Raw genomic sequence first — 13,074 nt, 5'->3', positions numbered from 1 at the left:
CCTTGCATATGCGAACTGTGAAGCCCCGCGAGGCGGCGGCCCACGTTCTGGCGGCTGTTCGGGCTTGGACCACGACGCCGACGACGATCCGGCTCAACCACGGCCTGGCGGCCAAGACAGGCTCGATCTGCCGTCGGCGGGAGCGTCGCGTGCGGCTCGCTACGCTCACCCGCACGCGACGCACCATTCATCATTGGATCGGCTTTGTGTTCGGTTTGGAAGATACAAGACTGAGCCCTCCCGACCCCTTTTCTGCTTCCGTGGTACGACCAAACAGGTTGCGAGTACACAACCTGCGCCACCCGCCGGTCGAGGCTGTCGTACGGATTTGAGGTGAGGCATCGAAGCTTAGTGCTGTAGCCGGCTAAACTCGTCAGCGTTGACTTTTCTGGGCATCTCCTGAACTTCCAAGTTCGTTAGGATTTCGCCAGTTTCACTTTTGATAAGAATGGAGACGCGTCTCGCCCCCTTTTTGTCCGGCGACCCATCTTCACGACTGGACTTTAGGTGAATCGACAACTTTCCATTCTGTCCGAATGTGAAACTACGGTTGTATACCTCGCCAATTGGCCCCATGTTTTCCCAATCGAGCTTGCGCCAATCCGAACTTGCCCAGACCTCGCTGTTGGTCGGTGCAAGAGTTCTGCGCAAGTCACTGACGACTTCGGGTGGGACCATCTTGAACCTAGTACCTTCCCATTTGAACCCGCTCACCGATTTTCCGCCAACGAAAAAGAATGGCGCGTTATCAACCATTAGCAAGGGGCCTACGATCCCGGCATCCCTCAGTGTTTGTTCGTAAACTTCTGTCACACCCGACTTGATGTGCACCGTTGTCGCCAGGGCAATGGGTTTGCCGCTACTATTGGGACCCGCGACACCGATTTGATGGAGTAAAGCATTCACCAATCCGCCCTCATTCAGGACGCGATGCTGTTCCACGACGATGTAGGCCTCATTATCCTTCCACACAATTTGCACGCCACGGAACTTCGTGGTGACAAGGGGCTCACGCGTTAGCACTAGCAAAAGTGACACAGCCAGCGCGGCAACCGCGATAGCAGTAACAATCAGCGGCTTCCTTCTCATTTGAATTTTCCGATCCCCATCTTAGCGAACCACGGATAGGCATTCTCATAGAAACCGCCCGGATCGATTCTTGAATCGACAATCTCGCCACCACTCCATTTCCCTACATTTTCCATAAACCCGTTCCACGCGTCGTCTTGTCCCCACTCTCCTAGCGGATAGAACTTTGCAAACTCTTGCGTGTTCGCCGGCCTATCCACAGACCACGTTTCAACGAGGATATCTGCGTCTACACGGCTAACCTTCCACGCGCGCCACCCTTTAAATGGGTGACCATCCAACGTTTCTGCGACCATAATACGGTTCGTAGTATCAAACCGCGTCATTCTGACATTGAATGGACGCTGACCCAATTGAAAAAGTTTATGCTGGATACTAAAGGTGATCATCTGCCCGGCAGCGCTCGGCGATGTGTTGGCAGTGATAGTATCCGCAGGTAGGTCTTGAAGGCTAGCTACCCGCGCAAACACTTGATCGAGCGTCATTTTCGATCCCCTGATTCTTATCCAATGCACGTGTGCATCCGTCTCCGCGATCGAATTAGGGAGTTGAGGCTTCGTTGTCATGGGGGCTGGCCCCTGCGACGCCATCGATAGACTTAGGCCAGCAGGTATAGCGACGAGGCTAATAATCGATGCTACTGCCATTAGCTGGCTTAGGCCCACCTCCCCTGAAGGGTCGATAAGGTTGATAGGGTCGCCCGACACGTAAAGGTGTAAGTTCGCGTCCTGCCACCCGCCCGCGCCGAAGTTCGTGATCGGGTCTTGGCTCCGCCACGTGCCCGTCGTGCGGTCGCTGTAGCGTGCGACTTGGTAGTGCTGTCCCGTCTCGACGTCCAAGTAGCCGTCCGGCGCCTGCCACGGCGTTTTCGGTACTAAGCCAGCCTGTAGCGTGTTGCCGTAGGCGTCGTAGTCGACCGATTGCAGGTCGATGCCGCCCAGGTTCATCACCCCACGCGTATACCCACGTCCATCTTGGGCGAGCGACAGGTAACCGTTCGCGGCGTTAATCTGCCCGATTACGCCCAGCCCCAGCACGTAGCTGGTGTCGACGTCGCCGTTGACGCGTTCCTCGATCGGCTTGGCGTAGCCGGTGGGGTTCGACGCGTCGTTGACGAACGTGCGCGTCGGGCCGGTGCCCACCTGCTTGCTGACGCGCACGCCGTTGTGATCGTAGCCGTACAGCGTCGTCACACCGTTGGACGTCGCGCTCGCCATGCGGTTGCGCAGGTCCCAGGTGAAGCCGTCGCTGCCCTTGGTCAGCATCGAGCCGTTGTCGTCGTACGTGTAGCTCGTGGTCACGCCGTTCGCCGTCGTGCTCGTCAGCTGGTTGCGGTCGTTGTAGAGGGAGATCGTCGTCTCGGCCTGGAAGTCACTCTGCACCTTGCTGACGCGGTTGCTGGCTAGGTCGAACTTGTAATCAGCGAGGTAGTCCTTGCCGTTGTCGCTGCTGTCGTACGATTCCTTGGTCAACCGACCCAGCCCGTCGTTGGTCCAGTCGATGACCGTCAACTCGCTGCCGCGGTGTTCGGTGACTTTGTCGCGCTGGCCGTTGCTGTCGTAGTCGTAGTCCTGTGCGAAGACGTTGGCCGTCCCGCGCTTGACCACCAGCGTGTCGAGCTGGTTCAGGTTCGTGTACGCGTAGTCGTGCGTCGGGTCATCGCCCGCATCCGATGGCGTGCCATTATCGAACGTCGTCAGGTCGAGGTTGCTGACGGCGTCATACGCGTATGTCGTCGTCTGGTTGACCGTCGCCCCATTCAACTTGGTAGCGATGACCTTCCACAGCCGGCCGAACTCGTCGTGCCGGTACGTCGTGTCGTTGCTGCTCGTCCACGTGCGCGTCATGCGGCCCGTGGCGGGGTCGTACGCGTGGTTCAGCACGCCTTCGAGCGAGGCGATCTTGGTTGTGCCGCCGGTGACCGGGTCGAATTCGTACGTCGTCGTACGCGTGAGCGCCGCGCCGGCGTACTCCTTCACCTGGTCCTGCCGGCCCAGCGCGTCGTAGTGGTACCACGTCCGCTCGGCGGCGTTGGCGACCACAATGCCGCCGTTGGCATCCAGCGCCGCGACGCCCTTGGCGAAGCGGTGCTCGGCGTCCAGCCGCCCGCCCGCCGAGGCCGAATCATCGTAGGCGTACGCCGTCGTCTGGCGCTCGAAGTCGACATGGGTCCTCGTACGCCCGTGGGCGTCATACGTCCACGACTCACTGATGTTGTCGGGCAGCGTGCGGCTCGTTCGCCGGTTCTGCTCGTCGTACTTGCAGCTCGTCACGCGCCCCTTGGGATCGACCTGCGTCAGCTGGTTGCCGTTGGCGTCGTAGGTGTACTGCCAGTGCGGGCGGACGCTCTGACCATGAGTGAGCGAGTTCGGGTCGGCGTCATCCACCGCCGGCAGGTAGACGTCGGTCAGCCGGCCGCTGGCGTCGTACACGCGGTGCGTCGCGACGACCGGGTCGTTGGTCTTGCGCTGCTCGACCTGCACCTCGTGACGGCCACCGATGGGGATGATCAAACCGGCCGGCGTGGCGAGGTTGACGTCGTTGGCCGGGTCGGCGGGCAGGCCGCCGATGCCGTAGAACGACTGCGTGAAGCTGCCGTCGTGGAACACCGTGCGGAGCGTGCGGCCGAACCGGTCCTTAAAGGTCTTGGTCGTGTGGCCCAGCGCGTCGGTGACGCTGTCGTAGCTGACGGCGCCGGCGATCAGTCCGTCGGTCTTGCCGTAGGCGTACGACGTCCAATTGCTGGCCGGCGAGGTGACCGGCCGCGTGCGCCACACCTGCCCGTTGGGGTAGTACTGCGTCTCGGTCGTCAGGCCCGACGCGTCCGTCTGCGTCGCGGCCCGGCCTTGGCTGTCGTAGGTCGTCGACGTCGTCGACAGGCGCTTGCCCGCCGCCGTCAGGGCAGCGGCGTCCGGCGCCGTCGCCCTCAGCAGCCCCTGTCCCACCGACGCGTCGGCCTCAATGGTGATCTTGCCGTCGCGGTACCGCTCGGTGCCGACGACACGGCCGAGGCCGTCGTAGATGCTCCGCGTGACGACGTAGGTCGCCGCGTTGTCGTTAACGTAGGTGCCCGCGACGGCATCGTAGGTCGTCGAGCTGGCGAACCGCTCGCTCGTCCACGCGACCCGCCCCATCGCATCGTAGGCCATGCGGGTCTCGGTCCCGTCCGGGTAGAGCGTGCGGACCGCGTGCCCGGCCGCATCGTAGGTCGTGCGCGTCCGGCCGCCGTAGACGTCGACGCTCTCCCAGGCCCGGCCCAGCGCGTCGTAGTGCGTCTCGGTCGTCTGACCGTCCGGGTCGAGCACAGGGTTCGGGTAGGAGGTGCTCTTCCAGACGCGCCCGGCGGCATCGTACTCCGTGAGACTGTCGCGCACGCTGTGGAAGCCATTGGCGTCCGTCCACTCGCGGAACGTCTCCTTCGCTTGGCCATCCGACGTGTACATGTACCGCGTCGTCAGTCCGTTGCGGTCGGTCGACTTCCATAGCATGCCCTTGAACTCGCCCGGAGCGACGTTGGACGGCGCGTAGTAGTCGTTCGTCACGTCCGGCGCCACCGTCAGACGGTCGGGCGTTGCCGGCCGCGTCGCGTTGTCCCCGTCGTCATCCTTGACCGTGTACGTCCGCAGCAGGAGCCCGCCCGGCAGGTCGGGGCGCTCGATCTGGTCCGGGTCGCTGGCCAAGGGCGAGTTGCTGTAGACGAACTCGGTCCCCTCGCCCAGCGCGCCGACCGACCACGTCAGGTTGCCGGCGTCATCGTACGCGTTCCACGTGACGTTGCCGTCGGGGTCGACGATCTTCGTCGGCCGGCCCTTCACGTAGCCGCTGTAGCGGGTCGTGCGGGCGACGCCGTTGGCGTCGACGCTCGTCTCGGCCGACGGGTAGCCCTGGTCGGCCGAGGTCGCGTCCTCCGCGTCGAGGTGGAACTCGGTCCTGCGCAGCAGCGTCGTCGGCTGCCGCGTGTAGCGTTGCCCGTTGGCGTCCGGCCCGGCGACCGTGAACGGCGCGTACTGCTCGACCGACAGCGGCGCGTTGGCGAGGCTGCGGCCGGTGTCGATCGGGTCGAGCACGTCGGCGGTGACGGACGCGTACCGCTGCACCGTGACCGTGTAGCCGACCACGTGCCCCGCCGCGTCGCGGTTGGCCTGGATCGTGCGCGTGACGTTGCCCTGCGCGTCGTACTGCGTCTCGGTGTCGTTGCCGGCCATGTCGGTGACGGTCTGGCTGGCCCGGTGCCCGTCGAACCCGCCGCCGCTAATCGGCGCAGCGCCGCCGCGCACGTCGACGAGTTTGGAGACCCGGCCGGTCGCCGCGTCGTACTCGACCGCCAGGACCGTCACGTCCCGCGCATCGCGGATGGCGGTCAGGTGGTGCGGGCGGCCGGCGTCGCCGTACTCGAAGTGCGTCACGCTGTTCGCGCGGTCGGTGACGCTCGTGAGGTCGTCGCCGGTGTAGCCGTACGTCACCTGCCGCACCGCCGGTCCGTCGCCGTCGACGCGGTCGATCCCCGTCACGCGGCTGCCCGAGCGCACCAGCTCGAGCCGGACGTTGCCGGCGCTCGTGACGCTGTTGCCATCGGCAGCGTACGTCGTGACGTTGCCGTTGGGGTCGGTCGACTGCGTGAGCCGACCGGCGGTCGCGTTGATCGCGTACGCCGTGCCGTCCGCCTCGGTGATCGTGTAGGCGCCGCCGAAGGTCGCGCGGGCCGGGTTATAGCCGATGCGGCCCGAGGTCGTGTCCGAGTAGAACTCCTGGCCGTCGCGCGTCAGCACGAACGGGTTGCCGCTGCCGTCCTCCGGGGCCGTCAGGACCGCGTTGCTGCCGTCGATCGCGACGAACTGGGGCGCGTAGGTGAAGTACGCGATGCCCGGGGCGCCCGGCTTGTAGTTCAGCGGCCGCGGCAGGAACTGGAACGTGTGCGTGCCGCGGCCGGGGATCGTCATCGTCACGAGGTCGCCGCTGCGCAGCGCCGGCATCGCGTCGGTGCCGTGCGCCCCGCCGCGGGCCGTCGTCCGCAGCGCGACGTCCGACAGGTCCAGCCGCCACCCCTTGCCCAGCCCGACGTCGCGTCCCACCTCCAGCGTGTCGTAGGCGCGGGTGGCGGTCAGCGGCATGCCGCCGGGGACGTCGATCTCCACGTCGGTGAACGGCAGCGCGAGGTTGCCGAGCTTCAGGTCCGTGCGCACGCGGATCAACCGTTCGTCGGCCGTCGTGCGGTTGGTCGCGTCAATGCCCTCGAGCCGCAGGCGGTAGACCCCGTCGGCGAGCATCGTCGGGCTGATGCGGCCCACGCGAGCGTCGGTCAGCGTCGCGGCGACGCCGGACTCGGCCGTCGTCCCCGACGCCAGCACGATCGCCGGTCCGCCGCCGGTCAGCGGGGTGAGCGTCAGCTGGTAGGACGCCAGGTCGTCGTTGGCGTCGTCGACGATCCCGCGCACGTCGAGGTCGGCCTTGACCAGCAGCGGCTCGGACGCGCTGCCGGGCGTCGTGATGCGCACCACCGGCGCCTCGTCGACGTTCGCCCGCACGCTCGTCTGGGCCGACAGTGCGCCGACGACGACCTTGACCGTGTGCAGGCCGTTGGCCGACGGCGTCGCGTAGGTGAACGTCGCGCCCGTCGCGCCGGGCACTTGGACCCCGTCGACGTACCACGCGTAGGCGGACGGGCCGCCGGAGCCCAGCGGCTCGTGGAACTGGTCCAGCGGCTCGGCGGTGAGGAGGACGGACGTGCCAGCCGCGACGGTGGCGTTGATCGGCGAGACCCGCAGGCCGCTGTAGACCGGCCCGCTGGGGATCGCTGGCACCTCCAGCGTGACGTCGCTGGTCGTCGTCGCGCCGGCGCGGTCGGTCATCGTGACCCGGAACGTGTAACTGCCGGCCGCCGAGACGAGCGCGGTGGTCGACTTCGCCGCGTTCGTCGGGGTGGTCGCGGCGAACGTGACGCCCGCCGGACCGCTGACCCTGCTCCAAGCGTAGGTCAGGTTCAGCTCGCCGCCGTCGTCGGCCCCCAGCACGTCGAGCGCCACAAGCGTCGGCGTCGCCATCGAGGCCGTGGCGGCCCGTGCGACCGACGGGGCGCGGTTGGCGGCGCCGCGCACCATCGCCCGTCCCGTGGCCACCTGCTCCACGTTCTCAGCCGCGTGGGTGACGACCACCTCGACGTCGAACGTGCCGCCGAACGTCCCGCCGGTCAGCCGCACGGCGCCGCGCGGGTGCGGCGCGGCGAGCACCTGCACGCCGATGCTGCCCCCGACCGTCCAGTCGAAGACCAGCTCCTCCAGCGCCGGCCCCCCGATCGCCGCGCCGAACTGGTCGAGCGCGGTCGCGCGGACCGTCGTGCTGGCCCCCTGCTCGAGCACGACCGTCGCCGGCGCGATGCCGGCCGAGGTGAAGCGCTGGGCGACCGTGACGTTCACGTCGCGGCTGGCCGTGTTCCCGTCGGCGTCGGTCACCGTCACCTGGAACCGGTAGGCACCGGCCATCCCCACGGTCGCGGTCGCGGCCTTGGCCGCGTTCGTGCCGCTCGCGTCGAACGTGACGGCCGGCGCCCCCAGCGGGCCGCGCACGGCCGTCCAGGCGTACGTGAGGCTCGCCTCGTCCGCCGCGCCCTGGGCGTTGGCGTCCGTCGCGCTGGCGCTGAGGCGCACAGTGGCGGGCGACGCCAGCTCGGCCGTCGGCTGGCCGAGGATCGGGGGCGTCGAGGCCGCGTGCAGGTACAGCCGCTCGTCGGCGTACGCGCCGTCGACGTCCGTCACGCGCACGGTCGCCTCGAACAGCTGGCCGACCTGCGATGCCGTCGGCGTCCAGCCGGTCACCGCGCCGGTCAGCGGGTCGATCGTCAGCCCCGGCGGCGCGTCCGCGGTGTCGACCAGCGCGTACGTCAGCCCGGCCGCGTCGTCCTCCGGGTCCGTCGCGACGACGCCGTAGGCGAACGCGGCGCCGACCGTCGCCGTCAGCGGCGGCACCGGCGCGATCTGCGGCGCGAGGTTGACGATCCCGGTCACCGCCTCGTTGGACGCGGTCGACTCGCCGATCGCGCTGACCGTCGTCACGCGGTACGCGTAGCGGGTGTTCAGCGCCAGGTTGCCGTCCGTGTACGTCGTGACGTTCGCCGGCACCGTGCCGATCGTCTCGAACGCCCCGCCGTCGGTCGCGCGCTCGACGCGGAAGTACTGCTCGGCCAGCGCGCGGTCCTCCCAGGCGAGCGTCACCGATCGGGCCGGCCGGTCTGGCGCCGCCGTCAGCCGCGCCGGCGTCGCCGGCAGCGGCGCGTAGACGTCGACGCGCAGCGGGCGGCCGGGCACGTCCACCACGTTGTCGGCGTAGTAGTCGTCGTGGTAGTCGAGCGTGATCGGCTGGCCCGCGCCGGTGAAGCTGATCGCGTACTCGCGGGCCTCGCCGCCGGCCGGCGGGCCCCAGTGGGGGAACTTGACCAGGCCGCGGTTCGCGTCGTTGACGCCGATGCCGTAGTCGACGTTCGGGTTCACGTCGGTCGGCATCGGGTTGTAGCGGCCGTGCTCGGCGTCGGCGCGCTTGACGTACGCCGAGCCGGCGTTGGCGGCCCCGAGGTAGAAGTCGCCGCTGGCACGCAGCTGGTACGGCACGCCGTCGGCCAGGACGCTGCTGGACTGCACGGCCGAGCCGTCGACCGGCACGAGGATCGTCTCGATCAGCGCGTAGCCGACGTCGGTCGGCGCGGTGGTGGCGCTGGCGACGTTGGACACGCCCGAACGCTCGCCGGCGAGCAGGCCGACGATGCGGTAGTGGTACGTGACGCCCGGCTGCACGCGCTCGTCGGTGTAGCGCTCGACGTCGGGGCCGACCGCGCCGATCGTCGTGAAGTCCGCTTCGAGCCCCGTTAACGACCGCTCGATCAGGAAGCCGTCCTCAGCGTCGCCGACGTGCAGCCAGCGGAGTTCGACCGGCCCCGCCAGCGTTGCCGTGGCTCGCAGCGACGACGGCGTCGCCTCGTCCAAGCGAAGGCGGATGAGGAAGGGGTCGGCCGGGGCGAACAATTGGTCATACTCCTCCACTTGACCCGCGAGCACGACGCCGTCGGTGCTGAATAGCACAGTACGCCCCCGTTCCGCTCCCGAGGTCACGTCGACCACGATCTGCCCGGGCGTAACCTGCGGCTGACCCACGGCTTTGAAGGTCGTGTCCGCGGCGCCATTTGGCAGGTAACGGTAGGCGGTAATGTAGTCGGTAGCAGCCGTGGAGCCGGGGCTGGTCGTCACGAGCAGGATCCGTCCGTCGGGCTGCAGCGCCATGCCAGGATCGGCCAAAGCTGTTGGCTCCGAGATTACTCCTCCGGTTCCGAAACCGGTGTCAACGTCACCGTTCGCGTTGAACTTGAAAATCTTCACTTCGGCGTCCTGCTCGAACAATGCACCCAACAAAATTCCACCTTGAGGTGTGAGCAGCAATTCGACGCCACTATTTCTCCCTCCCGACATCCCGCCCGCCTCCCCCCGATCACTGTTGCGTACTTGATAATCGAGTTCCACCCGCCCACTGCCAACGGGACCGAACTGATCGTTCGGCGTAGTGTCGTCCAAGGACCCGTCGTCAGGCGTGCCGTCAACATTCAACCTAAGCAACAGCAATTTCTCAGGAATATCTTGGCCGCGAGCATGGCCGGCGACCAGCACTTTACCATCGGGCTGCAGCTCAATCGCAGCTGCCAAGTTTAGTCGGCCGGGCACGTACTCTTCAGGGTGGTCGCTGAAGTAGTAGGCGCCATCGCTACCGAAAGCTGGGTCAAGCGCTCCGGTGGGGGAGAGTTGAACGACGGCCATCGAGTGGTGGTAATCGGTGTCGACCAAGGGCCAGTCCGGCGAATCTGGGCGCCACCTTGCCCAACCCGATACCAGGATCCGACCGTCGGAACGTACTACGATATCGCGCGCCCCGCCGGCGTTATAGATGCCGGCGTTGGACCAACCGTCGGGCGCGTCAAATTGCACCGCAACGTAGCCACCGGTTCCGAAGCTGAGGTCCAGCTGGCCGTCGGGCGTTAACCGCCCGACGTAGAATGCCGCCTCTGTGTCTGGCTGGGAGCTGCCGTACAGATAGTCGTGCGCAAAAAGGATACTTCCATCTTCCTGTAGCGCGACACCCTTAGTGCCCTGCGCCTGGCTACCCCCCCACGACCCAGACCCCGTCGCGCTCGAATCGAAGAAGTACCCATCCCCGTTGAAGCTGACGTCCGGCGTCAGGTCGGCATTGTACCGTGCGACGACGATCGACCCCTGAACGTGAGAGATCGCCGCAACGATCTTGCCGTCTGGCTGCAACACAGTATCTGAGATGTGTTCGGGCGGACCGTAATTCCCCTCGGGCGGGGCACTGGAGTGCCATTCCCACCCCTGCGGCGGCAGTGCGGCACGGGACTCAAACCGCTTTCGGATCGCGTCGACCGTCGCGCCGTTACCATCGACGATCATCAAATTGATTTCATAGTCCTTGATCGTCGCCGGTGGGACGAAGGCAAATGAAGGATTGTCGGTGATCGTCGTCGACGGCAACGTGATCTCCGGATGGAACACCTCCTCGGAGTATTCCTCGCGAACCGGTCGCGTCACCGACCACCGATACGAGAGGGGTTCCACCGCGCGAGGCCCAACCTGGGCGGTGAAGACCGATGCCTGCCCGACAATTCCGACCGAGGGTCCGTCAATTCCCACGTTGAAGGCGGGTGCATCGCCCACGATCACGTCCGCGATGCCGGCATAGAGAGACTTGTTCGGCATCCCAGGCTCCATGACCATCACTCTGATCATGTAATGGCCCGCACCTTCCGTACGGAAGCTGATCTCCGCTCCTTGTCCACTGGCGTGTGAGAACCCGTCACGGCTGATGCCCCAGGCGTACGAATAGGAGCCTGGCTCGCTGACGGAAGCGCGCAAGGTCACTTGTTCGTTCGGCCCGGCGAACTGGGGGCCGCTTATCGTCAGCGGGTTCTCCAGCCTCGGCAGTTGGACCGGCGTGGTAGTGCTGGTGACGCTACTGTAGCCTGAGTCACCCGCTACGCCTCCGGTTGCCCGGACGCGGAAGTGGTACTGCGTCTGCGGCGCCAGGCCGAACGCCGCCTGGCTCGTCACGTTGGCCCCGAGGTTGATCGTCGTCACCGTGCCGGCCGCGAAGTTCGCGTCGGCGCTGTACTCCAGCGCATAGCCGGTCTCGTTCGTCGCGTTGTCCGTCCACGTCACGCTGACCTGCGTAGGCGAGATCGGGCTCGCCGTCAGCCCCGTCGGCTGCGCTGGCACCGTGGTGGTGGCCGGCGACGTCGTCGCAGTGACCGGGTCGCTGTCGAGTGACTGGGTGGCACCGTTGATCGCGCGCACGCGGAAGTAGTACGGAGTGGCCGCCGTGAGGCCGGACAGGGTGGCGCCGCTGGCGTTGGCGACGTCGACGTTCATCGTCGTGACCGTGCCGGCCGCGAACGCGCTGCTCGTGCTGTGGTCGACGCGGAACCCGGTCTCGTTCGTCGCGTTGTCCGTCCACGTGAGGGTGACGGTCGACGACGTGGTGGCGGTGACCTGGAGGTCCGTCGGCCGAGCTGGCGGCTCGACCGGCGCGCCGCCGATCGTAAAGGACCGCGTGTCGGCCACGGAGGTTGCCCCGTCCTTGTCGGTCGCCGTCAGCGTCAGCACGTAGCTGCCGGCGTTGGTGGTCGTCAAAGAGAACGTGCTGCTTGAGCCCGTCGTGGGTGTGCCGCCGTCGACCGTCAGCGACCAGGCGTACGTGAAGCCGGCGGCCGTGTCGGCGGTGCCGGGATCGGTCGCCGAGGCGGTCAGGTTATACGTCTGCCCGCCCGACCAAGTCGTCGGCACCCCGCCGATCGTCGCGACGGGCGCGACGTTGGTGACGGTGACGCTCTTCGGCGTGGCAGCCGTACCGGTCGCGTCGCCCGCGAGGTATGCTCGGGCAGTGACGCTGTTGGCGGTCGCCGGGACCAAGCCGTCGGGGAACACGTGGGTGACGCTGCTGGGATTGCCCGACACGGACTCGGCCACGAGCGGGCCCGCCCCGTCCCAGTCGACGGCCCAGTGATCAATCGCGTCGGATCCGAAGCCGCTCGCCGACAACGACAGCGTGTACGTCGCCCCTTCGGCGACCGTGGCAGGACCGCCGATGCTGACGCTCAGGAGCGCTGGCGTCGCCGCATTGGCCACGTTCGACGAGGCGGAGTTGGGCGCGCCGCTGGCGCCGATCGCGACGACGCGGTACCAGTACTGCGTGCCGGCCGCGGCGGCCGCGTCGTTGAAGCTCGTGGTGCCGGCCGCCAGCGACGCGGCGGCCGCCAGCGTCGCGAAGGTCGTGCCGCCGTCCGTGCTGCGCTCGATGCGGTAGCCCGCCTCGTCACTCGCGTTGTCGGCCCACGCTAGGTTCACCTGCGTCGGCGACGTCGCGACGGCCGTCAAGCCGCCGGGGGCTAGAGGTGCCTGGGGCGCACTGGCCAGCACGACGAGCTGCGGCCGATTGGCGACCGTCGACGCCTCGCGCGAGCTGAACTCGATGACCGCCGTGTTGCCGTTGGGCCCGGTCAGCCGCAGGCTGATGCTGTTCTGCCCCGCCGCCTTCGCCGCGTTGACGCAGTTCGTCAGGTCCAGCTCGTGCCAGCTGGCCGTAGCGCTGTTGACGACGAACGTGCCAAGAGTCGCGCCGGTCTGAGCCGGCTGGCTGGTAAACGTAATGTCCGCATCGGTCCAGTTCGTGTGGGCCGCGGTGTGGACGCTGACCGTCAGCGGCGCGACCGTGCCGGCGAGCTTCCCGTGCAGGCGCAGCGTCGCACTGGCGACGGTCCCCGGAAGCGCACTGATGTCGAACTTGACGTGACCGACCCGGGTGAGGTCGGCGATGTAGTTCTTCACCTCGATCGTGCCGTTCAGGCCGTAGGGGTTCGCCGCGTACTGGCCGCCGCGGACGAACGCGTCGGCCGCGGGCGTCAACGTCGTCGTGTTGCCCGCTGGCAGCGTGGTGGCG

3 protein-coding genes are annotated in these 13,074 nt (G+C 67.0%); 1 reads left to right on the top strand and 2 read right to left on the bottom strand.

The window, feature by feature from the left end; all coding sequences use genetic code 11:
- Positions 1–332, top strand: a 332-nt coding sequence (locus VGN72_00015) for a hypothetical protein (protein HEV7297719.1), incomplete at its 5' end; no start/stop codon positions are given.
- Between the two features lie 16 nt (positions 333–348).
- Here the strand turns inward: VGN72_00015 and VGN72_00010 are convergent.
- Together VGN72_00010 and VGN72_00005 are read right to left on the bottom strand one after the other, a co-directional pair.
- Entirely contained in the window at positions 349–1,089 is a 741-nt protein-coding gene (locus VGN72_00010; protein HEV7297718.1) for a hypothetical protein, read from the bottom strand.
- On the bottom strand, positions 1,086–13,040 hold the full coding sequence (locus VGN72_00005; protein HEV7297717.1) for a fibronectin type III domain-containing protein: 11,955 nt from the start codon (positions 13,038–13,040) through the stop codon (positions 1,086–1,088). The genes VGN72_00010 and VGN72_00005 overlap by 4 nt, the downstream gene beginning before the upstream one ends.
- Between the last annotated feature and the right edge of the window lie 34 nt (positions 13,041–13,074).

The organism is Tepidisphaeraceae bacterium (assembly GCA_035998445.1).
Taxonomy (GTDB): domain Bacteria; phylum Planctomycetota; class Phycisphaerae; order Tepidisphaerales; family Tepidisphaeraceae; genus DASYHQ01.
This window is presented reverse-complemented; position numbering and strand designations above follow the sequence as displayed.